Origin of the sequence: Bacteroides acidifaciens, assembly GCF_024623065.1 — a bacterium.
GTDB lineage: Bacteria > Bacteroidota > Bacteroidia > Bacteroidales > Bacteroidaceae > Bacteroides > Bacteroides acidifaciens.
On sequence record NZ_JANJZR010000044.1, the window covers coordinates 1 to 24,588 of the forward strand.

The 24,588-nt window shown below is 41.2% G+C and carries 26 protein-coding genes, 1 tRNA gene and 2 pseudogenes; 18 read left to right on the top strand and 11 right to left on the bottom strand.

Going from position 1 to position 24,588, the window contains the following annotated elements:
- Positions 1-123 precede the first annotated feature (123 nt).
- Both NSB03_RS12945 and NSB03_RS12950 read right to left on the bottom strand, forming a co-directional pair.
- On the bottom strand, positions 124-567 hold the full coding sequence (locus NSB03_RS12945) for a GNAT family N-acetyltransferase (RefSeq protein WP_024987541.1): 444 nt from the start codon (positions 565-567) through the stop codon (positions 124-126).
- Position 568: 1 nt separating this feature from the next.
- The gene (locus NSB03_RS12950; RefSeq protein ID WP_024987542.1) at positions 569-1,066 is read right to left on the bottom strand and encodes a GNAT family N-acetyltransferase; all 498 of its coding nucleotides are present in this window, start codon (positions 1,064-1,066) and stop codon (positions 569-571) included.
- 257 nt (positions 1,067-1,323) lie between these two features.
- On the opposite strand from NSB03_RS12950, the gene NSB03_RS12955 reads away from it, so the two are divergent.
- Positions 1,324-2,202 (top strand): DMT family transporter, encoded by an 879-nt coding sequence (locus NSB03_RS12955; RefSeq protein ID WP_024987543.1) that lies wholly within the window; start codon positions 1,324-1,326, stop codon positions 2,200-2,202.
- 59 nt (positions 2,203-2,261) lie between these two features.
- Here NSB03_RS12955 and NSB03_RS12960 read toward each other — a convergent pair.
- Positions 2,262-2,335: transfer RNA gene (locus tag NSB03_RS12960), tRNA-Thr, on the bottom strand.
- Between the two features lie 102 nt (positions 2,336-2,437).
- Between NSB03_RS12960 and NSB03_RS12965 the strand changes: the two genes are divergently transcribed.
- Positions 2,438-3,040 (top strand): TlpA family protein disulfide reductase, encoded by a 603-nt coding sequence (locus NSB03_RS12965; protein ID WP_024987544.1) that lies wholly within the window; start codon positions 2,438-2,440, stop codon positions 3,038-3,040.
- Positions 3,041-3,172: 132 nt separating this feature from the next.
- Here the strand turns inward: NSB03_RS12965 and NSB03_RS12970 are convergent, their stop codons facing one another.
- On the bottom strand, positions 3,173-3,904 hold the full coding sequence (locus NSB03_RS12970; RefSeq protein WP_024987545.1) for a class I SAM-dependent methyltransferase: 732 nt from the start codon (positions 3,902-3,904) through the stop codon (positions 3,173-3,175).
- A 98-nt stretch (positions 3,905-4,002) separates the two neighbouring features.
- Here NSB03_RS12970 and NSB03_RS12975 point away from each other — a divergent pair, with 98 nt between their 5' ends.
- Together NSB03_RS12975 and NSB03_RS12980 are read left to right on the top strand one after the other, a co-directional pair.
- Positions 4,003-4,188, top strand: a complete 186-nt coding sequence (locus NSB03_RS12975; RefSeq protein ID WP_024987546.1) for a hypothetical protein — start codon at positions 4,003-4,005, stop codon at positions 4,186-4,188.
- 65 nt (positions 4,189-4,253) lie between these two features.
- Positions 4,254-4,673 (top strand): hypothetical protein, encoded by a 420-nt coding sequence (locus NSB03_RS12980; RefSeq protein WP_128824360.1) that lies wholly within the window; start codon positions 4,254-4,256, stop codon positions 4,671-4,673.
- Positions 4,674-4,777: 104 nt separating this feature from the next.
- Here NSB03_RS12980 and NSB03_RS12985 read toward each other — a convergent pair whose 3' ends face one another.
- From NSB03_RS12985 to NSB03_RS12995, 3 genes are read right to left on the bottom strand one after another with little or no spacing between them, the layout of a single operon-like run.
- The gene (locus NSB03_RS12985) at positions 4,778-5,155 is read right to left on the bottom strand and encodes a VOC family protein (RefSeq protein WP_024987548.1); all 378 of its coding nucleotides are present in this window, start codon (positions 5,153-5,155) and stop codon (positions 4,778-4,780) included.
- A gap of 14 nt (positions 5,156-5,169) precedes the next feature.
- Complete coding sequence (locus NSB03_RS12990; protein WP_024987549.1) at positions 5,170-6,315, bottom strand: DUF4468 domain-containing protein; 1,146 nt, start codon at positions 6,313-6,315, stop codon at positions 5,170-5,172.
- A 13-nt stretch (positions 6,316-6,328) separates the two neighbouring features.
- Positions 6,329-7,060, bottom strand: a complete 732-nt coding sequence (locus NSB03_RS12995; RefSeq protein WP_024987550.1) for an MBL fold metallo-hydrolase — start codon at positions 7,058-7,060, stop codon at positions 6,329-6,331.
- Positions 7,061-7,262: 202 nt separating this feature from the next.
- Between NSB03_RS12995 and NSB03_RS13000 the strand changes: the two are divergent.
- The 3 genes and pseudogenes from NSB03_RS13000 to NSB03_RS13010 all read left to right on the top strand — a co-directional run.
- Positions 7,263-7,461, top strand: a pseudogene (locus tag NSB03_RS13000) (transposase); the annotation flags it as partial.
- 217 nt (positions 7,462-7,678) lie between these two features.
- Positions 7,679-9,073, top strand: coding sequence for an OmpP1/FadL family transporter (locus NSB03_RS13005; RefSeq protein ID WP_024987551.1), 1,395 nt, complete (start codon positions 7,679-7,681; stop codon positions 9,071-9,073).
- Between the two features lie 374 nt (positions 9,074-9,447).
- Positions 9,448-9,951: an RNA polymerase sigma factor gene (locus NSB03_RS13010; protein WP_024987552.1), complete on the top strand. Its 504-nt coding sequence runs from the start codon at positions 9,448-9,450 to the stop codon at positions 9,949-9,951.
- Positions 9,952-10,044: 93 nt separating this feature from the next.
- On the opposite strand, the gene NSB03_RS13015 is transcribed toward NSB03_RS13010, so the two are convergent.
- Positions 10,045-10,329: a hypothetical protein gene (locus NSB03_RS13015; protein ID WP_024987553.1), complete on the bottom strand. Its 285-nt coding sequence runs from the start codon at positions 10,327-10,329 to the stop codon at positions 10,045-10,047.
- Positions 10,330-10,609: 280 nt separating this feature from the next.
- Here NSB03_RS13015 and NSB03_RS13020 point away from each other — a divergent pair, with 280 nt between their 5' ends.
- The 4 genes and pseudogenes from NSB03_RS13020 to NSB03_RS13035 form a co-directional block, all read left to right on the top strand.
- On the top strand, positions 10,610-11,290 hold the full coding sequence (locus tag NSB03_RS13020; RefSeq protein WP_024987554.1) for a queuosine precursor transporter: 681 nt from the start codon (positions 10,610-10,612) through the stop codon (positions 11,288-11,290).
- Positions 11,291-11,298: 8 nt separating this feature from the next.
- Complete coding sequence (gene queC, locus NSB03_RS13025; protein ID WP_024987555.1) at positions 11,299-11,955, top strand: 7-cyano-7-deazaguanine synthase QueC; 657 nt, start codon at positions 11,299-11,301, stop codon at positions 11,953-11,955.
- Between the two features lie 628 nt (positions 11,956-12,583).
- On the top strand, positions 12,584-13,039 hold the full coding sequence (queF, locus tag NSB03_RS13030; protein WP_007758153.1) for a preQ(1) synthase: 456 nt from the start codon (positions 12,584-12,586) through the stop codon (positions 13,037-13,039).
- Between the two features lie 7 nt (positions 13,040-13,046).
- A pseudogene (locus tag NSB03_RS13035) lies at positions 13,047-13,454 on the top strand (HD domain-containing protein); the annotation flags it as partial.
- A gap of 33 nt (positions 13,455-13,487) precedes the next feature.
- On the opposite strand, the gene rlmH reads toward NSB03_RS13035, so the two are convergent.
- Positions 13,488-13,961, bottom strand: coding sequence for a 23S rRNA (pseudouridine(1915)-N(3))-methyltransferase RlmH (gene rlmH / locus NSB03_RS13040; RefSeq protein ID WP_128824361.1), 474 nt, complete (start codon positions 13,959-13,961; stop codon positions 13,488-13,490).
- A gap of 127 nt (positions 13,962-14,088) precedes the next feature.
- On the opposite strand from rlmH, the gene NSB03_RS13045 reads away from it, so the two are divergent.
- From NSB03_RS13045 to NSB03_RS13075, 7 genes are all read left to right on the top strand, one after another.
- Positions 14,089-14,481 carry a DUF4783 domain-containing protein gene (locus tag NSB03_RS13045; protein WP_024987558.1) on the top strand — a complete coding sequence of 131 codons (393 nt, stop codon included), beginning with the start codon at positions 14,089-14,091 and terminating at the stop codon, positions 14,479-14,481.
- Positions 14,474-15,322 carry a carboxylating nicotinate-nucleotide diphosphorylase gene (nadC, locus tag NSB03_RS13050; RefSeq protein WP_024987559.1) on the top strand — a complete coding sequence of 283 codons (849 nt, stop codon included), beginning with the start codon at positions 14,474-14,476 and terminating at the stop codon, positions 15,320-15,322. The genes NSB03_RS13045 and nadC overlap by 8 nt, the downstream gene beginning before the upstream one ends.
- A gap of 271 nt (positions 15,323-15,593) precedes the next feature.
- A complete protein-coding gene (locus NSB03_RS13055) occupies positions 15,594-16,145 on the top strand; it encodes an RNA polymerase sigma factor (protein WP_121766422.1) in 552 nt (183 codons plus the stop codon).
- On the top strand, positions 16,129-17,175 hold the full coding sequence (locus NSB03_RS13060; RefSeq protein ID WP_024987561.1) for a putative outer membrane beta-barrel protein: 1,047 nt from the start codon (positions 16,129-16,131) through the stop codon (positions 17,173-17,175). The genes NSB03_RS13055 and NSB03_RS13060 overlap by 17 nt, the downstream gene beginning before the upstream one ends.
- Before the next feature lie 11 nt (positions 17,176-17,186).
- A complete protein-coding gene (locus tag NSB03_RS13065) occupies positions 17,187-17,711 on the top strand; it encodes a DUF4943 family protein (RefSeq protein ID WP_128824363.1) in 525 nt (174 codons plus the stop codon).
- Positions 17,712-17,897: 186 nt separating this feature from the next.
- Positions 17,898-18,626 carry a DUF4858 domain-containing protein gene (locus NSB03_RS13070; RefSeq protein ID WP_024987563.1) on the top strand — a complete coding sequence of 243 codons (729 nt, stop codon included), beginning with the start codon at positions 17,898-17,900 and terminating at the stop codon, positions 18,624-18,626.
- Positions 18,627-18,792: 166 nt separating this feature from the next.
- Positions 18,793-19,755: an NAD(P)H-dependent flavin oxidoreductase gene (locus NSB03_RS13075; RefSeq protein WP_121766424.1), complete on the top strand. Its 963-nt coding sequence runs from the start codon at positions 18,793-18,795 to the stop codon at positions 19,753-19,755.
- A 118-nt stretch (positions 19,756-19,873) separates the two neighbouring features.
- Here NSB03_RS13075 and NSB03_RS13080 read toward each other — a convergent pair whose 3' ends face one another.
- Complete coding sequence (locus NSB03_RS13080) at positions 19,874-21,205, bottom strand: RagB/SusD family nutrient uptake outer membrane protein (protein WP_024987564.1); 1,332 nt, start codon at positions 21,203-21,205, stop codon at positions 19,874-19,876.
- Between the two features lie 14 nt (positions 21,206-21,219).
- A complete protein-coding gene (locus NSB03_RS13085) occupies positions 21,220-24,573 on the bottom strand; it encodes a SusC/RagA family TonB-linked outer membrane protein (protein ID WP_024987565.1) in 3,354 nt (1,117 codons plus the stop codon).
- Positions 24,574-24,588 lie beyond the last annotated feature (15 nt).

Sequence of the window (24,588 nt, forward strand, 5' to 3'; positions counted from 1 at the left end):
CCTCTTAAAGCTATATTGGCGCTCGTCTAAACTGACGGGCTAATTCTTCGTATCCTTTGTTCTCGCTGAATAGTTACGCATTCTGTATACTTCCATAAGATGGGCTTCACAAATAGTCCGATGTCATAGTTTGTTCTGTATCTTAATCATGGGAGTGTATCTAAGCCCGTCAGTTTCCTGTTCTTCGGCTATTTTAGAAAAGCCTAAACTTTCATAGAACCTTATGGCATAGGATGAAGAATTCACTGTTATTTTATTTACTATTTGATTTGCATAAGCGCAATTAAATAATTCTCTACCTATGCCTTTGCGGTGATAGTCTGGATTTATGAAAAATAGAGAGATATGTGTGCCGTTGAGTTTAGTACCAATTATACCAACAAGCTCATTGTTGTCAAAAGCCCCCCAAATAGTGAGCTCATTTATTAATTCCTTGTTATAAACGAACTTTTTAAATGTTTTTAATCCGTTGGCATTGAAGTCTGTTGTTCCGCATTTAGTAAATACAGCAAGTGATAATTGTATCGCTTTGTTGTATTCTTCATTATTTATTTTCTTGATATTCATGTTATAACTCCTTATTTAATTTATCCAAGTCTTTTGCCATCCAAAAGTTAGTTAGACAACACTGATTAGCTCTGCGCTTTTGTTCCATTTTTACAGCGTAGCCGTTTTTTTCAAAGAAAGGACGGGCTGTTATACTTACTTCTGATGTGATTTGCTTAATACCCTCTGCAATTGCATACCGCTCTATTTCTTTCAAAAGCATAGTGGCAATACCTTTACCTTGAAAATCTTTGTGAATGAACATGGAGTGTAAATAACCTTGTGGTGTAATGGACGAAAAGCCGACGACCTGCGATTGTTGATCAACAGCCACAATAAAATAGTGTGTCTCTATCATCCCCTTTATTTTAGCGAGGTCATCTCCACAGGATGCCCAGTCTTCTACTTCCTCCTGTGAGTAATCACGCCTGTTTATTTCAAGTACTGTATTCTTATATAAATCTCTCAGCTCAATAACATCTGATTGCTGCGCTACTCTGATTGCAAAGTCTATTTTCATATTTTGGTTCATATTCTTTTAGATTGTTTTATAAATGAAATTGCAATATTAGGCAAATGAAAAAAGAAAAGCATTGAAATAATTCAAGATTTTTCTTTATTAACTTTTTTTTTCCTTATATGGCTAACTGTTTCATGGAGGGATTCATTTTCAAACGGTTATTGAAAACTATTAAACAATTGGATTTACAATTTCTCATGTCTGGACATTTCGCTATCTTTGCATCGAAATATATTGGAATTTAGTTGAATATATCCATGAATCGTATAAAAGGCATACTTTATGCGGCAGTATCCTCTTCCACTTTTGGGCTTGCTCCGTTTTTTTCTATCACTCTGCTGTTAGCAGGCTTTTCAGCATTTGAAGTGCTTTCTTATCGTTGGGGAGTGGCGTCGGTTGTGCTGATTATATTCGGTATGCTGTCCGGATGCAATTTCCGGTTGGCTAGAAAAGATTTCGGAGTTGTATTTCTGCTGAGTTTGTTGCGGGCAATCACTTCCTTTAGTTTGATTATTGCTTATCAGAATATTGCTAGCGGAGTGGCTTCTACGATACATTTTATGTATCCCTTGGCTGTTGCTCTGGCGATGATGTTTTTCTTTAGGGAAAAGAAGTCTCTTTTAGTGATGCTTGCCGTCTTGATGTCTTTGTTGGGGGCGACTTTACTTTCATTGGGAGAGTTGGAAGCGAAGGACGGGAATACAATAGCCGGTCTGGTTGCCGCCTGTATCTCTGTTTTTTCATACGCAGGATATATAATTGGAGTACGGACAACGCGGGCTGTGCAAATAAATTCTACGGCACTGACTTGTTGCATCATGGGCTTTGGAACTGTTTTTTACCTTATAGGAGCTTTTTGTACTTCTGGACTCCAGTTAGTGTCAGATGGATATACTTGGCTGATAATTTTAGGGCTTGCTTTGCCGGCAACTGCTATTTCTAATATAACCTTGGTGCAGGCAATCAAATATGCAGGACCTACATTAACCTCAATTTTGGGAGCTATGGAACCATTGACAGCAGTTGTAATAGGAATTTTAGTTTTCAAAGAGCTTTTTACGGCGAATAGCGCGATTGGGATTCTTTTGATTTTGATAGCTGTCAGCGTAGTCGTATTCCGTAGGCAGAAGTCTTGAGCATAAGTATTAAATAAAAAAGCTGTTTACCATATCGATAAACAGCTTTTTCATTAGTGAGCCTCTTGTCGGATTCGAACCAACGACCCCGAGATTACAAATCACGTGCTCTGGCCAACTGAGCTAAAGAGGCGTTATTTTCTTTTGCGGGTGCAAAGGTATGAATTTATTCTAAAAATGCAAATACATCGCGCACTTTTTTTATATTTGCAGTCTCACTAATGATTATAAGAAGATGAAAAAGAGAATTATGAATGTGTGTGGAATGGCATTTTTTGTCATAAGTATATTGGCATGTTCCGGTCAGAAGAGGGGAACGGCGAGCGCTGAAACAGCATCGGATAGCGTGGAAGTGACTCCGGAAACGGTGATTGCCGAAGCGGATAGTATAGGATATATCGTTCGGGTAGGAGAGACGGCTCCCGATTTCACGATTACTTTGACCGATGGCAAACAGGTAAGCTTGTCTTCTCTTCGGGGGAAAGTGGTGATGTTGCAGTTTACAGCGAGTTGGTGTGGTGTATGTAGGAAAGAAATGCCATTTATAGAAAAGGATATTTGGCTGAAACATAAAGACAATGCTGGTTTTGCATTGATTGGTATTGACCGTGACGAACCGCTTGATAAAGTGCTTGCTTTTGCCAAATCTACAGGAGTCACTTATCCGTTGGGATTAGATCCGGGAGCTGATATTTTCGCAAAATATGCCTTGCGTGAATCCGGTATAACAAGAAATGTGCTGATAGATAAAGAAGGGAAAATCGTAAAATTGACTCGTTTGTATAATGAGGAAGAGTTTGCTTCCCTTGTGCGGATGATTGATGAAATGCTGAAGTGATATACGGCTATTCTTTAGTGATTTATACCACATAAATATAGTGACGCTATCACATCGGGATGGCGTCACTATTTCTGTTACATAGCGTCACTATCCTTACCGCATAGCGTCACTATATTTATCTTGAATTATTCAGTCGAGACTGAGTTTTGCCAAATAATCGTAGTGTTTGCCTTTTTTTACCAGTTCGGCTTTGAACCCATATTCGGATGCATATAAGCTAAGTGTCTGGAAATCTATGTATAACCAATCGAATGTATCTCCTTTCACATCCTTATACTGCATCTGGAAATCAACTTCTCCGTAATAATCTCCGGCTAAATCAATGACTATGCTGCCATCTTCTTCCTCGAAAAGATAACGAAGGTCACTGGAGTCCATCAATATGCATCCCCCGGGGCGAAGGATGCGTTTCATCCGTTGAAAGAAGCCGGGCATATTGCTTAACCTTCCGATAATTCCCGAACCATTCATCAGCATCAGGATAGAATCGAACGTTTCGGTAAATGTTTCATCAAAGAGATTGATAAGATGTGTGTCATTGACTCCCCGTTGTTTCATAACCTCGACAGATAGCGGAGAAATATCAATGGCGCATACGTCTTTTCCCATTTCCTGAAGTGCCAGCGCATGGCAGCCGCTTCCCGCACCTACATCTAATATCCGTCCTGTGGCCATTTGGAGAGCGGTATGTTCCAGTACAGGCATGGATTGGATATTGCGGAACAGTTTCTTGACAGGGATTTCATCTTCCTCGAATTGAGAAGAAAATACTCGTAAGCGGTCGGCTCTGCGATGATTGAAATAATCAGAAATAGCGGCTCCCATCGGGTCCTTTTCTATGGAAAGAATTGTTGTTGTCATTGAGGGTTATGTATTGTTTTAGTCGGCAAAGATAAATAAATCCGTAGAAAAGGATTATCTTTGCCGTTGGAAATGTGAATATTAATAATGTATATTATATGAGTATAGAAGAAGCAATAATGGGTGGAATCGTCTTTAAAGGCAAGAAAGATAAGCCCAAAGAAGAGGAAAAAGTGAAAACGAAAGCGAAGAAAGCGACCTATATTCGTGGACAACACGGTTCGGGAGCAGCGAAGATGAAAGCGGAAATTCGTAAGAAAAGAGCAAATCGACATAAGAAATAAATATCGTGATAATCAATATTACTATTTGCGTAGCGGCAATTATACTACTGTTTAAGGGAATTTCCTTGATATTAAGAACGGTGATGGTCTGGATGATGTTTGTTGGTATAATGAAGAATAGCAGAATAAAGATGTATGGAAGGGTTGTGGAGGTACAGACTAAGACTTATAGTAGCGATGATGGTGATATTACTGCGAATTGTCCCATAGTGGAGTATAAATCGGATGAAGAGAAAGAAATGCATCGTCGAATAGCCACCTATGATTTTATCGTGGAAACGGCTCATTGTTCTCATAAGTTATATTCTCAAAAGACACCTCACGTAGGAGATAAGGTAACGGTTATATGCAATCCGAAGACTCCGGATGAAATCTTGGCATTTTCCACTATGCCTCTTACAAGATTATTATGTAAACTGTTTGCTCCGGGATGTTTCTATGTGGTAGCAAGTGTCTTAGGCATCTGTTATGTATTTATTAAATGACTGATAATGGAGTAAAGCACTCTCTCCTGAAAATAAATTACCCCTGTCACAGATAGCTGTAACAGGGGTAATCTTATTATTGGGATATTTTAACGCACTTTCAATTACTTCTGTGGAAGTATCTCAATCCAATAGTCGTCCGGGTCGTTGATGAAATAAAGCCCCATGGCAGTATTTTCAAAACATACACAATTCATTTCTTTGTGATAAGCCCTGACTGCATCATAATCACCGGCCACACGAAAACAGAGATGGCTTTCATTTTCGCCCAGTTCATACGGAGTGGTATGATTTTTCAGCCAAGTCAATTCCAGAAGAAAGCCCGTCTCGTTATCTGTCAGATAAACTAACGTGAACGAACCGTCGGAAGCTTCTTTCCGGTGATGTTCTTTCAAGCCGAGCGCTTTCTCGTAGAAAGCAATGCTACGTTCCAGATTTGTTACATTGATATTGAAATGGTCAAATTTACTTTTTATTTCCATTGTTGCAATCTTTTTTATCTTTTCATTAAGAGCTTCACAATCTCACCGACATATGTACGGGGTTGTCCAGCTTGCGGAGCGGTTTGTGAAGGCAGTTTTTTACATTCAATAACAGCCGACGGAGTTGTTTGGTTCGGAGCATAGAGTTTCAGTGTATAACTGTCCGCTTTTTCGATGGCATCATAAGACTGTTCGGGAGAAAGCGTGCAGTAAGCCACGGCCTTGCCCGACTGATAACCCAGCGCACCACCGGCATTTGCAGTCATATTTGTCATGTTGAACTCATCCTTTCCGATACTGATAACCAATTTTCCGCTTCCCATTAAAGCATATACTTCGCCCGGAATCTGCTTCAAATTAACCTCTGTATAACCCGGCATATCTGCAGAAACCTTGCCTGCAGGAGTAGCAGGAGTAAGAGTTGCGGCGGGAACAGTCTTCTGGGCAGGTTCGGTAGTCGTCACTTTAATATCAGTCTTCGCATTTGTGCCACCAATGACAATAGGCCCTGCGGCTGCAACGATTGACGGAGTCTTCTGCTCTTCTTCCTTCTTCTTTTTCTCTGCTCTCGGACGAGTATCCGGTGCTCCGAAAGCTACGGCTACATCCATGAATATATCATCCGCGAAATCTACCGTTTTTCTACGCCATTTAGCCAATCCGCGCACCAGTTTGGTCTTCGTTTTGTTAAGCGCATATTTGTCGGTAATCCATTCTTCCGCTTTATATTTTTCAGTATCGCGGTAGGTAAAACGTATCTTTTCCAGTTCTACCAGGCAGTTTCCGGGTTTGCAAGTCACTGTAATCTGGTAATTGATAAGAGTACGGTCTAAAGACAATGCACTGGAACTGAATACAATCCATTCTTCTCCCACACCGGCAATAGTGCCTTTGTCTTCGTCGGAAAAGACGATGCGGCTGTCGATGTTCTTATTTTCTTTCAGGCGTTCGTCCATCCACTTCATTACTGTATTGTAGATTTGTGTCCGGCTCATTCCGGGAATCTGGAATTCCTTGGAGAATACTACTTTACCATCCACTTCGGGAACAGCCCCTACAAGATATCTGGTATCGTCTTTTTGGTCTTTTACAGAATTTGCCTTCATTGCCATCGGCAATGCGAGGAACAAGGTAAGAAACAGAATCGTAAATTTATTCATAATTATAATGTGTTTATTTGGTAATTTCAAAACTTTCACCCCGATGGGTGATGCTGATAAAACGGCATCCTGCATTTTCGGCAAAACTTTGAAGCGCGTTGCCGCCTTCGTAATCTTCACTGAAGTGCATGGGCACAAATATAGTAGTTTTTATTTGTTCGATGAACTGTTTTGCCCCTTTCATGTAATCTTTTCCCATTCTCCGGTCTACCGGAAACAGTGCTAAATCAATGTTTGGCGCTTTTTCTTTTAAATATTTAACTTCTGCAAGGAAATCACCGTTGGCTTTTCGTATCTCAGTTTCGGTAGATTCTTCACTCCAGTGCCAGTTGTTCAGGTCGCCGGCATGGAAAATACTCCAACCTTGCAGATGAATCAGGAACGAACTGCCTACATCCGTCGAGCCGAACGCGTCAATGCGGATGGTGTCATCCTCGTAGGTTTCTCCTTTCTTAATATAGAAAGCATCTTCGGTTTTGGCGCGGTGTGATTTCAGGATGTCTTTGGAGAAGATATATTGAATGTCGGGACGTTGTTCTTTCCACGCCAATATCTCACGGTTGAAGTGATCGGGATGGAAATGGGTAGCCAAGACGTACAGTTTACCCGGCCTTTGCAGGAGATAGTCATGTACGATTCCCCGGTTATGTTCGGATTCGGAAGAATCTTTGTAGTAATCAATGATAACGGTCATGCCTTCCGCTTCGATGGCGAAACCGCTGTGATAAATATAATCCAGTGTCATAAGCTGAATGTTTTATAGTTGCAATATTACATATTCTAGTTGGAGTTGCCAAGAAAAAACGACGAAATCAGGGAGCAAGATGACTGATTTCCCATTCGCCGTCCGGTTGCAGGGGCACGGCTCTTTCATTTAGGATTTCGTTGCTCATTCAAAAATGTTGTTATTTTATAGGGAGTGCTTCCTAGGGTGGTTAGGGTGCTTTTTGCTGCTCAGAAAAAGAGCTTTGATTGAAACGGTCGATGGCGAACTGAAGAATATGACACAGATAGAACACTCCAGACATCGTTCATTCAATAACTTCATAGCCAACTCTTTCGGCTATCGCAGCATACTGCTTTTTTGAGAAGAAGCCCGCTATTGACGTGAATTTTGTCAATGACGGACAACTGTCTATTTTCTGATTATATTTCGAATTCATGTTAATTTATTATACTATAAAAATGTAAAAACAGGTGGGTTTGTTTGCTTTTCGATTGATGATAAATGTAGATTGTTTCATTAGAAACAGTTTGTTTTTCAATTAAAATGGGCGGGTGAATGAAAATAAATGCACAAACATATATTCTGTGTGCAATAATGTTGTATCTTTGCGCCCGAAATAATTTAAAAAAGATTTAGATGAGAAAAATTTCCTTGATTGGATTTGTGATGCTAATCGTTTCAATTCCAACTTTTGCCGGAGGTCTTCTGACAAATACTAATCAACACGCTGCTTTTCTTCGTATGTTATCTCGTGGTGCTACTATCGAAATAGATGGTGCCTTGTCTAATCCTGCCGGTTTGGCTTTTTTGCCGAATGATGGTTTCTATATGGGTTTGAGTATTCAGAGTGCTTTTCAAACAAGAAATATTGATGCCAGCTTTTTGACGTATAATGGTTTTAGTGGTATTGATCCTACTACCCAGCAACCAATTCTTACTCATTCAGAAAAACCATATTCTAAATATTATGAAGGAAAGGCTGCTGCTCCTATTATTCCGAGTGTATTTGCAGCTTATAAAAAAGGTGATTGGACTATTTCCGGTTTCTTTGCAATTACCGGTGGAGGTGGTAAAGCTTCATTTGATGACGGTTTGCCAATGTTTGAGTCGGTGGCTATGGCAGGTATCTTTCGGGAAAGTTTAGAGAAACATTTAACTCCTGGTGGAAAAAGCCCTATCGTTATTCCTGGTATGTATGACATTAGCACTGCTATGGATGGCAAGCAATATATTTATGCATTGCAATTAGGGTTATCTTATAAAATAAATGATTGGCTTTCTGCTTTTGCGGGAGGACGCATGAATTATTTTACTGGTGGTTATGTGGGCTTTTTGGATGCTAAAATGAAAGCAGACTTAGGAGGAGCCGACTTGATGCATTTGGCTTTAGACTGTGATCAGACAGGTTGGGGATTCACTCCCGTTATTGGTGTGGATGCTAAGTTGGGCAAATTGAATATTGGTGCTAAGTATGAATTCAGAACTAATCTTAATATAGAAAACAATACAAAAAAAATTGAAGCTTCTGTAGAAACGGATGCACTGGCACCTTTCAAGCATGGTGTGAACACTCCTAATGATATACCTTCCATGCTTTCTGTTGCGGCTGCTTATGAATTTCTACCTGTACTGCGTGCATCTGTAGAATACCATTTCTATGATGACAAGAAAGCGGGAATGGCTGATGGAAAACAGAAATATCTGACAAAGGGAACAAACGAATATCTGATGGGAGTCGAATGGGATGTAATCAAACGATTGACCTTGAGTTGTGGTGGACAGATTACTGATTACGGATTGTCTGACAATTTTCAGAGCGATACCAGTTTCTCTTGCGACTCCTATACATTAGGAGTTGGAGCGAAAGTGGCATTGAGTGAAAGAGCTAACCTGAATGTTGGTTATATGTGGACTACCTATGAAGATTATACTAAAACTTCAAAGAATTATAATGGTACGGGATTGTCCGGTACTAATGTATATAGCCGCACTAATAAAGTGTTTGGTGTGAGCCTTGACTACAAATTCTAATTGCGCATAATCCGTTACAATTTTTATAGCAGAAGCCGTCTCAAACAACTGTTTTGAGGCGGCTTCAAACTTTTATACTGACTTGATTAGAAAGAATACTGTACCAACATATTCGACCGATTGGCATGACGGGGGTGAAGAATTGTGCTTGGGCACAGAGGAAAAATTCCCATCCCCGGTAGCATGGCTGCCATTTTAAAGCTTGTTTTCATTATAAGTTAAGTTTCAGATGAATGCCCAATGAACAACTAAAAAAGAAATGGTTGAGAAGCCCAAAGGAAAAATTGCCAAACTAATCGGAAGAATTGCTATTTATAACCATTCTAAAAAAGCGGATCTTTGTACCGTACTAATCAGATAAAAGAAATACGACGATGGGAAAAGTGGAATTTACACAAGGAATATTAGATATACAATCAGATTTACAACGCTTTGCGTATAAATTGACGGCAGATCGTGATTCTGCCAAAGATTTGGTTCAGGATTGTGTATTACAGGCATTGGATAATCATGAGAAGTTTGCATATAGTAAGAACCTCAAAGGATGGATGTACACACTTATGCGCAATATTTTTGTGAATAATTATCGTCGTACGATTCGTGAAATGAATATCATAGATGATACCTATTCTATCCATCAGCAGCACATGATTGAAGATGAAGATGGTGACAAGTTTGAATTGGCTTATGATATGAAGCAACTGTATCGTGTATTACATTCTATTCCTGACGATATGAAAGTACCTTTTCAGATGTTTGTCGCCGGATTTAAGTATAGGGAGATTGCCGAAAAATTAGGATTGCCGATGGGAACGGTGAAGAGCCGTTTGTTCTTCATCCGTAAGCGGTTGAAAGAAGAACTGAAAGAATTTTCCTGATATGATTTTTGATTAAGCGATATGTTCTTTAAGATGGATAGATGAGCCTTCCTGCCATAGACGACAACTGGCTGGAAGGCTCATGTTTTACTGTTAATCCAGCATTTCCTGTACTCTGTGTTTAGCTTTTTGAGCAGCCTCTTGTGCGGTATGGGCTGCTTCCGTGGCTTTTTCTTTCACAGTGTTCGTTGCTTCTGTTGCCTTTTCCTGGACAACATGTGCGGCATGCTGTACTTTCTCTTTCAAGCTTTCGCCCGAATGTGAACTCGCTTCGGCACCTCTCTCTTTAGCTTCTTCGGCTCTCTCTTCAGCAAGCCGGGCATTTTCTTTTGCCTGCATTGCTGTTTCTTTTACGTCTTCTTTAAATTGATGTTCCATGATCTGGTCTTTTAGTTAAACATGGATTTTAAACACATGGTCGTCTGAAAAGGATTCGCCTTTTAGGAAATTTTCATTCTTTTTCATTCATCCAAATATTTATATCGGTAGCATTCTTCCTCTTTTTCGAGGATATTTATAGGTTGCAACCGGTCAATCATCAAATATCTTTTGCTTTTTCATAGTTTTTCCTCTATCTTTGCAACCCGAAAGAAAAAGAAAGTATGATACCGTGAATAGCGGTCGTGTATTCTAGAACACCACGTAAAAAACAGGAATTATGAAAGAAAAAGTATCTGTACCCTTTATGCTGCTGGGTATTCTCTTTAATGTTTGCCTCATTGCAGCCAATCTTCTTGAAACGAAAGTAATCCAAATCGGTAGCCTGACCGTGACCGCCGGATTATTGGTTTTTCCTATTTCTTATATAATCAATGATTGTATCGCCGAAGTTTGGGGATTCAAGAAAGCACGCCTTATCATTTGGAGCGGTTTTGCGATGAACTTCTTTGTTGTAGCCCTCGGACTGATAGCAGTTGCCATTCCGGCTGCTCCTTTTTGGGAAGGCGAAGAACATTTTGATTTCGTATTCGGTATGGCTCCCCGCATTGTGGCTGCCAGTCTGATGGCATTCTTGGTTGGTTCGTTCCTCAATGCATATGTGATGAGTAAGATGAAAGTAGCCAGCCGGGGACGTAACTTTTCCGCCCGAGCCATTTGGTCGACTGTCGTGGGCGAGACGGCGGATTCATTGATTTTCTTTCCGGTTGCTTTTGGCGGGATTATTGCCTGGAAAGAACTGCTCATTATGATGGGAATCCAAATCGTACTGAAATCCATGTACGAAGTGATTATCCTTCCGGTGACTATCCGTGTGGTAAAAGCCATTAAGAAAATAGACGGTAGCGATGTTTACGATACCGATATTTCATACAATATACTGAAAATCAAAGATATTTAAGATAAACAATGAATAGAGAAGCAGCATTGGTTGTGTTCAGTGGTGGACAGGATTCCACCACTTGCCTGTATTGGGCGAAACGTAACTTTAAAAAAGTATATGCCTTGAGTTTCCTGTATGGTCAGAAACATCAGAAGGAGGTGGAACTTGCACGGGAAATAGCCCGTAAGGCGGAAGTGGAATTTGATGTGATGGATGTGTCCTTCATCGGGAAGCTGGGACGTAACTCCCTGACTGACGCTACAATGGTGATGGACCAGGAGAAACCGGCAGATAGTGCTCCCAATACATTTGTCCCGGGACGTAACCTGTTCTTTCTAAGCATCGCAGCCGTATATGCCCGTGAACGTGGCATCAATCACTTGGTTACAGGAGTTTCCCAAACAGATTTCAGCGGTTATCCCGATTGTCGCGATGCATTTATCAAGTCCCTTAATGTGACATTGAACCTGGCTATGGATGAACAATTTGTGATTCATACCCCTCTGATGTGGATTGATAAAGCGGAAACATGGGCTTTGGCAGACGAATTGGGAGTATTGGAGCTGGTTCGCACCGAGACTTTGACATGCTATAATGGTGTTCAAGGAGATGGTTGCGGGCATTGTCCGGCTTGTACGCTGCGTCGGGAAGGACTGGAAAAGTATTTAAAAAGTAAGAATTAATAATATCTCTACATAGAGATTAAAAATGCATTTTCTGCTGTCATCTGTCACATTGCTGTAGATAATCGTTTGAATATGAAACGAATGGTTTGTGACGGCAATTGGTGACAGCAACCAAATTCGACATTTTGCCGTCACATCCGTTATCACCGGTAAGCTCTAATAAATAGGATAGTAGCTTCTGTTCGGGGGAATGTATCGGTTTAATTTAGTTTCAACGGTAAGAAACTGGAGTTTCAACGGTAAGAAACTGGAGTTTCAACAGTAAGAAACTGGAGTTTCAACAGTAAGAAACTAAAGTTTCAACAGTAAGAAACTAAAGTTTCAATAGTAAGAAACTAAAGTTTCAATAGTAAGAAACTAAAGTTTCTATTACTTGAAACTAGTAGTTCCAAGGCTTGAAACAACGTGTTTCAAGGCACAAAACATACCGTAACAAATAGGATGCGGATAAATCCCCCGTGGGTTAAAGAACTGACGGTGATAGGTGACAGATACGGTGATAGGTTGTAAAATGGATCATTCACTACTGAAATGCCTATGAATAAGGTATTTAGGACTAGTAGGTGATAGGTGAAAGAGGAAATGTGTTTTTTATCTAGAGTAGGGATTGTAGTTAACGAGTACAATGACAGAATTAAAAGACCAACTTTCTTTATTAGGAAGAAAGACCGAGTATAAACAAGATTATGCTCCTGAAGTATTGGAAGCCTTTGATAACAAGCATCCTGAGAATGACTATTGGGTACGTTTCAACTGCCCTGAATTTACAAGCTTGTGCCCCATCACCGGGCAGCCGGACTTTGCCGAAATACGTATCAGCTACATTCCTGATATTAAAATGGTAGAAAGCAAGAGCTTGAAACTATATCTTTTCAGCTTCCGCAATCATGGTGCTTTCCATGAGGACTGCGTGAATATCATAATGAAGGATCTTATTAAACTAATGAATCCCAAATACATTGAAGTGACAGGCATCTTTACTCCCCGTGGCGGTATCTCCATCTATCCGTATGCCAATTACGGTCGTCCGGGAACAAAATTCGAACAGATGGCGGAGCATCGTTTGATGAATCGGGAGTAATATATGAATATTGCTGGCGGATGAAACCTTGCGACATTGGTTTACGGATGAACAACTGTTGCAGATGAAAGAAGCGATAGAAGATCATCGGGCTTCCAATAAACAGGCTCCGAGAAGCATCTATGGGAAAATAGTTGCCGAAGCCGACCGTATTATTGATCCTGAAGTAACGTTGCGCCGTACTGTTCAATATGGATTGTCTCATTATCCGGAGATGGATAAAGAACAGCAATATGCTCGCTTTCGTAAACATCTTAATGATAAGTATGCGGAAGGGGGATATTTGAAGTTATGGATACCTCAGTCGGATAATGCCGAACGTTTGGCAGAACTTCGGAAGTTGATTATGGATGAAGAAGAGCTTCAACGAGTATTTGATGAACTTTATACAAATGAAAAGAATGGAGATGTGTAATGCTCCATTCTTTCTTGATTTGTCCGGGAAGTATTACTCGTGATGATACGGCCCTCCGTTCAATATCGTCATTGCCCGATAAATTTGCTCCACGAATATCAGCCGAATCATCTGATGCGAGAAAGTCATTTTCGACATTGAAATCTTTTCATGGGACGCCTGATACACTTTATCTGAAAAGCCATACGGTCCTCCGATAATGAAAACGAGTCGTTTGTTCACTGTATTCATTTTCCGCTTCATGTAATCGGCAAATTCAAGGGAGCGCATTTCTTTTCCGTGTTCATCGAGCAGCACCACGACGTCACCCGGTTGAAGGGCTTTCAGTATCAGTTCTCCTTCCTTCTCTTTCTGCACTTCCATCGGAAGACTCTTCGTGTTTTTCAGTTCGGGAATCACTTCCATGTCAAAAGTGATATAGCGTTTGGTGCGCTGTATATAGTCGTTGATAGCTGTAATATAGTGTTGTTCTACGGTTCGTCCAACGACGAGCAGGGTTGTTTTCATGTCTCTATAATTCTGATTAATGCACAAAAATAGGCATTTTTTATGTTATTCTGCAATTAATGCTTACCTTTGCCTATCATTAGTTGAAAGTTTAAGACTTTAAACTTCAACTTAAAAGCTTGTAATTATGAAAAAACGAGTGCTCGTAGGAATGGCCGCTTTGCTTCTTTCCCTCTCGTTGCTTATGGCGCAAGAGATACCGGCAGGAGTGATTACGGCATTTAAAAGAGGAAGCTCGCAAGAGCTAAGTAAGTATATGGGGGACAAGGTAAACCTGGTGCTCCGAGGTCGCTCGACAAACGTTGACAAACAGAAAGCAACAGTTGCGATGCAAGAATTCTTTACGGAGAATAAAGTCAGCGGATTTAATGTAAACCATCAGGGAAAACGGGACGAATCGAGTTTCGTTATCGGCACGTTGGCTACTACGAAGGGAAGTTTCCGTGTGAATTGCTTCTTGAAGAAAGTACAGGATAAATGTTTAATACACCAAATAAGAATTGACAAAATCAATGAATAAGGAAAAAGAACTGATCGACAAACTGATCGATCTTGCTTTTGCAGAAGATATAGGTGATGGCGACCATACCACCCTTTCGTGTATCCCTGCTACGGCAATGGGAAAATCAAAATTGCTTATCAAGGAAGCCGGTGTGCTGGCAGGTATCGAAGTGGCTAAAGAAATCTTCAACCGTTTCGATCCGACTATGAAAGTCGAAGTGTTTATCAACGACGGAACGGAAGTGAAGCCGGGCGATGTAGCAATGGTAGTGGAGGGAAAAGTACAGTCATTGCTCCAGACCGAGCGTCTGATGCTGAACGTGATGCAACGCATGAGTGGTATTGCGACAATGACCCGCAAATACGCAAAGAGGCTGGAAGGTACAAATACCCGCGTACTGGATACCCGTAAGACAACTCCGGGCATGCGTATCCTTGAGAAGATGGCTGTGAAGATCGGTGGCGGCGTAAACCATCGTATCGGTTTGTTCGACATGATTCTCTTGAAAGACAATCACGTTGACTTTGCCGGAGGTATTGATAAAGCTATCACCCGTGCCAAAGAATATTGCAAAGAAAAAGGGAAAGACTTGAAGATAGAAATAGAAGTCCGCAGCTTCGACGAACTGCAACAAGTGCTCGAGCTTGGTGGGGTGGACCGTATCATGTTTGATAACTTCACTCCCGAAATGACGAAAAAAGCCGTAGAGATGGTGGGCGGTAAATACGAAACCGAATCTTCGGGTGGCATCACCTTTGATACTCTTCGTGACTATGCCGAATGTGGTGTAGACTTTATCTCTGTAGGTGCGCTGACTCATTCAGTGAAAGGACTGGATATGAGCTTCAAGGCGTGCTAAATGAAAAAGAGAAGATTGTCATGAAGATTTCTTAAGACGCGCGTAACGCGGATGACACGGATGGTAAGACTTTGATAAAAAGAATCCGCGTTATCCGCGTTATTTGTATCTGAAGACTGTTTCTGTCTTCTCTGTTTTTGCATATGCTTCAGAAAAAAAACTTTTGTATTTGTATTCTTTAACATTTCCTGTTGCAGCATTCCCCAAACTCTTGCGTCTAATGGATAAAACGACGCAAACATACGTTCGGTTTTAAAAAAAGGTAATTGACTTGGAAAACGAGATAGAACTGGTAAAGGGCTGTCGGGCAGGAAAGGATTCAGCCCGAAAGGAACTTTACACCCTCTATTCCAAACAGATGCTGGCGGTATGTTTCCGCTATACGGGCGATATGGATGCAGCGCATGATGTACTGCATGACGGTTTCATCAAAATTTTCACCAACTTCTCCTTCCGGGGCGAATCGTCGCTCTGCACATGGATAACCCGGGTGATGGTCACTCAATCGATCGATTATCTGAGACGGGAGAAACGGGTCAGTCAGTTGGTAGTGCATGAAGAGCAGCTTCCCGATATACCCGATATATCGGATTCGGGAGGAGGGGATGGAATCTCCGAGGAGCGGTTGATGGCTTTTATAGCCGAATTGCCGGATGGTTGCCGAACCGTTTTCAATCTTTATGTGTTTGAAGAAAAGTCGCACAAGGAGATAGCTAAGATGCTTCATATCAAAGAGCATTCGTCTACTTCGCAGTTGCGTCGCGCCAAATATCTGTTAGCAAAAAGAATTAAAGAGTATAGGAACAATGAAGAAAGAAAATGATGAAATAACCGAACTGTTTCGCACACGTCTCGCCGATGCGGGGATAAGTGTCCGGGATGGCTTTTGGGAAGAACTCTCGCAGGATATTCCTGTGGCTTGCCAACATCACCGTCGGATTCTGCTCTTCCGTGTGGCGGCTGCGGCATCAGTGTTGCTCGTTCTGGCGGCTTCATCAGCTACTTTCCTGTATTTCTCTCCCAAGGAAGAGATGGAAGAGGCGTTTACGAAGATAGCTGTGACGAATGGAGGACAAATGGACGGAGACGGAATACGTGTCAATCAATTGCCGTTGCCGGTGGAACCTGTTTTGCCGAAACCGACTCCCAAGTCTTTCGGTATGTTGTCGCAACGTGTGGAAGAGGAGGATTCGCTTTCTATTACCTTCTCCATGTCGTTCTCTTTTTCGTCGACTGCTACGGGAAGTGGCAATCGTTACGGTAATCAAGGTTATAATGGTTATTGGCAGGCTGCAAATGGAAATACAGGATCATTCGCCGTGCAGGAAGAAACTGCAAGGCCGGCTGTTACTCCCGAAAAAGTTGTGAAGAGACATCGCTGGGCGATAAAAGCGCAGTTAGGTACGGCACTTCCGGCGGATGACGGTACTTATAAGATGCCACTCTCCGCAGGTGTGACAGTAGAACGGAAACTGAATGATTATCTGGGAATAGAAACCGGATTGCTTTATTCAAATCTTCGTTCGGAAGGACAATATTTACACTATTTGGGTATCCCTGTCCGGGTGAATGTGACGTTGATGGATACAAAGAAAGTTGACCTTTACGCTACTGTAGGCGGAATAGCGGATAAATGCATCGTCGGCGCTCCGGACAATAGTTTCAAGGAAGAACCTGTCCAACTGGCAGTGACTGCCGGCATTGGAATCAATTATAAGATTAACGACCGACTTGCGCTTTTTGCCGAACCAGGTATTTCGCACCATTTCAGCACGGATTCGAAACTGGCTACGGTACGCACGAAACGGCCGACTAATTTTAATTTACTTTGCGGACTTCGCATGACGTATTAATCCTTATGAAAATGAAAAAAACACTTGTAATGCTGTGGATGGCATTTTGCCTGATTGTATCTTTCAGTGGATGCAGCAGCGAAGAAATGGATTACAACAATCCGGATGTTGGCCTTTTTGTGAAGCAATTGAAGTCGGGCACGTATAAGATGAAGAATGACAAAGGAGTGGTGGAAGTTCCTCATTTCATGGAAGAGGATATTCCCGAACTTTTGAAATATGCAGAAGATCTGACTATTATCCCTTCTTTTCCGTCGGTTTATAATACGAACAACGGTAAGATTCGCTTGGGTGAATGTATGCTTTGGGTGATTGAATATATCCGTCAGGGTACACCGCCGTCAATGGGTTGCAAAATGGTATTGGCGAATGCCGAGAATTATGAAGCAATCTATTTCCTGACCGACGAGGAAGTGCTCGATGCAGTTGCCTGCTATCGTAGCTGGTGGGAAGAACGGAAGTATCCGAAGACCCGGTGGACGATTGACCCGTGTTATGACGAACCACTTTGCGGATCGGGCTATCGTTGGTGGTGACGCTCAATAAAGAGTTGCGTTCGGAATAAGAAATAGAAAACATTCATGTAGGAACGTTTGTTTGTATCAGTAGTCTTTTTACTGCTGACAGGGGCTTGCTACGCTCAATGGACTACATTAGAATCGGGTTGAGGCAGGTATGTATGAAGCGTTTGAAAGGTATTAGGTAATGAAAGAATAAAGAGGATGAATAGATTGATGAAACGTTTCTGGACAACTATGGCTTTGTGTCTGATGACTTTGCTTGCATATTCGCAAGTATGGACGGCGCAAGATTCATTGCATCTGAAGAAGTTGCTGGATAGTGACCAGGAGTTGCACTTAAATATGGATGCTGTAAAGTCGATTGATTTTGGCGGTGCAGTAGGAAGCCCCCGGATGTCGGAGGAGAAGAATTGGATGCTGCCTGACGAATCGTTGCCCGAAGCATTGCCTAAACCGAAAGTGGTGTTGAGCCTGATGCCTTATAAGGCAAATACCCGTTTCAATTGGGATCCCGTCTATCAGAAAAAGATAAGGGTAGATAAGAATACCTGGCGGGGAGATCCTTTCTACGAACTGCGCCATCAGAGAACATACTCCAACTGGGCGCGTAATCCGATGGCAAAGGGAATGCGTAAGTCTTTGGATGAGATACAGGCGAGCGGGGTACGTTTCCGCCAGTTGAGTGAGCGTGCCAATGGGATGTTTGTAAATTCGGTAGTGATGGACAGTCCTATTCCTTTATTTGGCGGGAGTGGGGTGTATATCAATGGCGGAACTATTGGAGGGATTGACTTGATGGCAGTCTTTACAAAAGATTTTTGGAACAAGAAGGGGAGGGATAATCGTGCCCGCACGTTGGAAGTCCTGCGAGCTTATGGAGATTCGACGACTGTGTTGATAAATAAGCCAATTGAACAGATTGCCCGTTAAGGGCGTTGTATATATGTACTAATGTTGCGATATGACAATATACTGACTGGAGAGTGTTTGTAATTGAATGATTTATATATTTGTATATTGTTGTATTGGCACATTAGTAAGTAATCCGGTTTCTTATGGGGGACGAAATTATTAGTGCATTGATAAATTATTAATTATGAATAGAATAACTTCTCTTCTAGGGATACAATATCCTATAATTCAAGGTGGAATGGTATGGTGTAGCGGTTGGCGGCTGGCTTCCGCAGTGAGTAATGCGGGGGGCTTAGGTCTGATTGGTGCAGGTTCTATGCATCCCGAAACTTTGCGCGAGCATATTTGTAAATGCCGTGCAGCTACGGAATTTCCTTTTGGTGTGAATATTCCCTTGATGTATCCTCAGATAGAAGAGATAATGAATATTGTGGTGGAAGAAGGAGTGAAGGTTGTTTTTACTTCTGCCGGAAATCCGAAAACGTGGACCGGATGGTTGAAAGAACGGGGGATAACGGTTGTCCATGTAGTTTCTTCCTCTCGTTTTGCAATGAAGTGTGAGGAAGCGGGTGTGGATGCTGTGGTGGCTGAAGGTTTTGAAGCCGGTGGACATAACGGTCGTGAGGAAACAACAACTTTCTGTCTGATTCCTGCTGTGCGTGAGGCTACAACATTGCCTTTGATAGCTGCTGGAGGCATTGGTACGGGAGAAGGTATATTGGCTGCTATGGCATTGGGGGCTGAGGGAGTGCAGATCGGTACTCGTTTCGCCTTGACTGAAGAGAGCTCTGCAAGTCCGGTGTTTAAGGATTATTGCCTGAGCCTTGGTGAGGGAGATACTAAGTTATTATTAAAGAAACTGGCTCCGACGCGTTTGGTAAAGAATGATTTCCGATATGCAGTGGAGAAAGCGGAAGACAGTGGTGCCTCTGCAGAAGAATTACGAAACTTGCTGGGAAGAGGACGTGCAAAGAAAGGAATGTTTGAAGGTGATTTGGAGGAAGGTGAGCTGGAAATAGGGCAGGTGTCGGCAATTATATCCCGTCGGCAGTCGGTGGCGGAAGTTATGAGTGAATTAATTGAATCTTACCGGCAAGCGGCGGAGAAGAAATATTTCTTTGGGTATTTTGATGAATATAATCCATAGAGACCCACTCGAGCTATATGTCGGATACGTGGTGGAGAGAATAGTAAAAACTCCTTTTGCAAATGAGGTTGCAAAAGGAGTTTTATCAGATTTATAATTGAAAAGGATAAATAAACTTTTAGTTTAATAATCCAGGATTTGCATCGATTGCCGCTTGTGGAATCCGTAATGTGTAGCGTGCGTCATTTTCTTCCAATGTATAAGATTGACCATCTATGACTTTTTGAATGCTAGGGCGAGTTGTGCGACGTAAATCAAACCAACGGTGTCCTTCGATAGCAAGCTCGAGAGCTCTTTCGTTTAAAATTTCTTTTATCAGTTCGGTTTGCTCCATAGCTTCTACTGCGATTTTCTTTTCTATATAGCCTGCTTGTGTATAGCGTTTTTCCATTAATTGCAGCAATCGGTTGCGTGCCTCCGGCAGTTTATTTAAATGAGCGGCAGATTCGGCGGCAGTTAAATACATTTCTCCATTACGGAAGGTACAATTATATTGTGATTTCCCACTTTTGATGGATATATACTTATTATCTTTATTCAGGCTATAATATTTATTCAAACGTAAATCTTTATTTGCCTTATAATTTTGTATGAATGAGGGGGTAATAATGAAAGCGGTAGTTACGTCATCACTGTAAAATTCATATGCAGTGATCATTTCTGCCGATTGGTAATCATTAGGTAATTTGGCATCCGGAGCATTTAGATCTTCCAATGAAGATTTAGTAGCCAATACCCGTTCTGCAGCTTCGTATGCTTTTTGCCAATCTCCCATATAAAGATATACACGGCTTTCCATTGCATCAATCGAAAGAGTGGAGAAACGATAGGAGTATTGGCTTTCCCATTCTTTCTGATTGATAAGCTTTCGTGCAGACTCAATATCAGATAGGATGGCTGCATATACTTCTTTTACTGTATTCCGGGTGGGGACTCCTTCCAGGTCAAGATCCAATTTTATAGGTACTGCTTTCGTATCTAGCGCCCCTTCTTTGGTATATGGTTGTCCATAGAGGTTCACAAGTATAAAGTGCATGTATGCTCTTAATAAATATGCTTCTCCTACCAGTTGGTTTATTCCCTCTTGGCTTCCTTCTGTGATAGCATCTTTCTTGTCAATTATGGCATTAGCGTAATAAATATTAGTATAATATTTGTCCCATACGAAATCTCTTGTTCCGGCTTTTGGATTGAGGTCATTCCATATTTGGATATCTCCGTATGTGTTTTGCGAACTACTGATATCTGTAACTTGTACGATATCAGTGCGTAATTCAGTGACAGCCTTGTCATTGAGTCTTGTATTATAGACGGTAGTGAGTAATGCCCTATACTCTGCTAAAGTATTGGGTATTACTTTACCGACAGGCTGAATATCCAGATAGTTATCACAGGAAGTTAACAATATACTTCCTAGTAAAGTAAAAGCAAAATATATTTTTCTCATCATATTCATTTCTTATTTTAGAAGTTAAGACTAAGATTGAAAGTTACTGATTTTGGAACAGGGGTAGAGTAGAGATTACTCATAGATTCCGGATCCATATAGTTTTTGTAACTTGAACCAAAGACAAATAAGTTGCGGGCTTCTAGGCCGACAGTTGCTCCGCTAATCCTTACTTTTTGCAGCCATTCCGAAGGTAGACGATAGGCAAGACGTATGTTTTGCAGACGTACATAGCTTAATTTTTTCGTCCAAATATCTAAGGATTTGTAGAGATCTCTCCGACTGCTGAATAAATAATAGTCAGCAGGATTTGTGTGATAAGTTGCTAATGCCGGGAAAGTTCCGTTCACATTTTCGGGTGTCCATCTGTCCAGAATATCTCTATTCATATTTATTCCCGGATCTAAGTCGGCTATATAATAGGAAGGAGTGGTCTGCACATGTGCTCCTATATTATAAGATAAATTTAGGTTTAACTCCCAGTTACGATAACTGAATGTATTCATAAGACCACCGGTATAGGGTGCATCAGCGGTTCCGGCATAACTGTAGAATCCTCGTATTTCTTCAGTATCTGCGCCTATACTATATTGACCGTCATTATTTCCGCTAGGTGCCATCTTGAAGAGTTCTTCTATTGTTACGGCTTCGCCATTCTTGTTTTCAACCATGACTTGTCCTGTTTCCGGATTTATTCCTTTGGTTTTTAAAACAAAGATTGCACCTACCGGGTATCCTTCCAAACTGGGTGTCACTTGGCTCTTTTGAGTCATGACTTTAAGTACTTTGTTCTGATTGTAAGCAAAGTTGAATGACGTATACCAGGAGAAATTTTTGGTTGTGATATTGCGAGTCTGCAGATTAATCTCTATACCTTTGTTGGACATACTGGCCCAGTTGATAGCCATACTTTCGAAACCATTTTCCAATGGTAACAATTTGTAACCGATAAGGTCTGTCCCTTTTCTGTAATAGTAATCCACACTGAGATTGATAGCCTGGTTCAAGACGGCAAAATCTAATCCGATATTGTAGGACGTGGTTTTTTCCCAGCGCAGCTTGCTGTTTGGCGCACTGTCGATAGTAATATAATCTTCATACGTGCCTCCTGGCAGAATACTTGTATTCTTATAACTTCCTACTAGAAATGGTGAAGTATTCTTGTCAATATTGCCTTGTATACCATATGATAGGCGAAGAGCTAAATTATCAATCCACTTTTGATTAATAAATGGTTCATTGGATAAACGCCATAAACCACTGACCGAATATATTGGCAGGAAACGATATTTTTTGTCTACTCCGAAAAGATCGGAACCATCCATACGGATACTTCCTCCCAAAGTGTAACGGTTCATCAATGAATATGAGCCGTTTGCAAAGAAAGAGGCATAAGCATTTTCTCGACTTATTTCATTTTTAAGTTTCCACTTGCTCTCATTGGCTTGTGTTTCATCTTTGAAATTCAGATTCCTGAAGTTGAGTGTTTTAGGGTCGTAACCATATCCTGTAGATACATGGTTCTCATACCAATTCTTTCGAATTTCCGATCCGGCCATTATTTGTATATCATGGATATCGCTAAATGTATTCTTATACTCTCCTTGTATCTTCCACGTGATTTGAGAAGTAGTGGCGCCGGTTGTCTTGAGCATTCCACCTTCTGGTATAATATATGTGCGTACCCCATCTTTATAATAAGTATTGTCTTCACGCATATTGCGCATATTGAAACTGTTCAGACCTACATATTCTTCCTGGGATAATTGTTCCCATTGTACACCGATTTGCGAGGTCAGTTTCCATTGGTCATTGAAACGCAGTTCAGTATCAAAGATGGAATTGATAGCAGTAGTAATTGATTCTTTACTGGTATTGTCACGTTCTTCGAATATATTGAATCCTCTCTTTTCATCTGTTACACTGCCTGTTACATCATAATCATACAAGTAGTTGTGCTCGTTGTCGAAAGGTTCGAAATAGGGATTGGCTATGCGTGAGTAATACACAGGATTGGTCAATCCGTAAGAGTCTGTCATGAAAGTTCTGTTCTTACGTCTGTTGGCAAAAATAGAAATACCTATTTTTAGCAGTTTGTTAAGTTGATAGTTGGTTTTGCTTGTTAAATTAAAACGGCTCAGACTCACGCCAGGTACATTGCTATTCTCTTTGGTATAGCCGAGAGAATTGTAGTAAGTAACTTTTTCGCTACCTCCGGAAATACTTAAGTTATATTCTTGAGTAAATGCATCTCTGAATAATATATCGTTCCAGTCTGTATTAATACTTTTCAATCTATTGATTGCATTTTGAGCTTCAGGGGTGAGTCCATCCCAACCATTTTGTCTATAAGTATCCAGAAGTTCGTATTTCCTTAAAATATTTACTACTCCACCCTTTTCCGGATATACAGGATAGAACATGAATCCCCATCCTCCATAATCAAATGGCTGCTCTTTCATCATTTGAAGTTCCAGATTAACTTTCTCTTCTGAATTTAATAAGTTGAGTTGTGATGTATCCAAATTAGGAGAATAGGTTAATTTCGTGTTGAAGTTGACAACCGGCTTTCCTGTTCTTCCACGTTTGGTAGTCACAACGATTACGCCGTTTGCGGCACGAGCACCATAAATAGCTGTTGCGGCAGCGTCTTTTAGGATTGTTATGCTTTCAATATCATTAGGACTTATTCCCGCAATGGATGACTGCCCGATATTCACAATGTCATTGTCGGAAGAATTTGAATCCATTTTTGGAATATCTGTTCCTTCCAAAGGAATGCCATCCAATACCCACAACGGATCTTGTGTTCCATTTAATGAAGCAGTACCACGAATACGAATTTTAGCCGGAGCTCCCGGAGCACCGGACGTATTTGTTACTGCCACACCCGCAATTTGTCCGGTCAATGCCTGGTCGATACTTTTGGTAGCACCTACCATCGCATCCGATAATTCAACTTTTGAAATGGCAGCAGTCAGCTTTCTGCGTTCCAATGTCTGATAACCCGTTACTACCACATCTGCCAAAGCATGAGCCGAGGGTTGAAGTACGATGCGATAGCTTCTCTTGTCTCCTTGCAATGCAATTACCTGTTCTTCAAAGCCGATATAACTGCAATGAATACGAGTTACCTTTTCCGGAATGGAAATGGAGAATTTACCATCCATATCAGTGATAGTACCTAGAGAAGTCTGTGATGCTCCGGCCTTTTTCAAATCGTCCGCATGGACATAAACGGAAGCACCAATCAGAGGTTCATTATCTTCACCGGAGATTACTACTCCGGTGATTGTACGATTAGCAGCACTGGCGGAAGCCAGTACATTCACAAATAAGCATATAATAATGCACAAAAATTTGATTCTCATTAATTGTAAGATAGT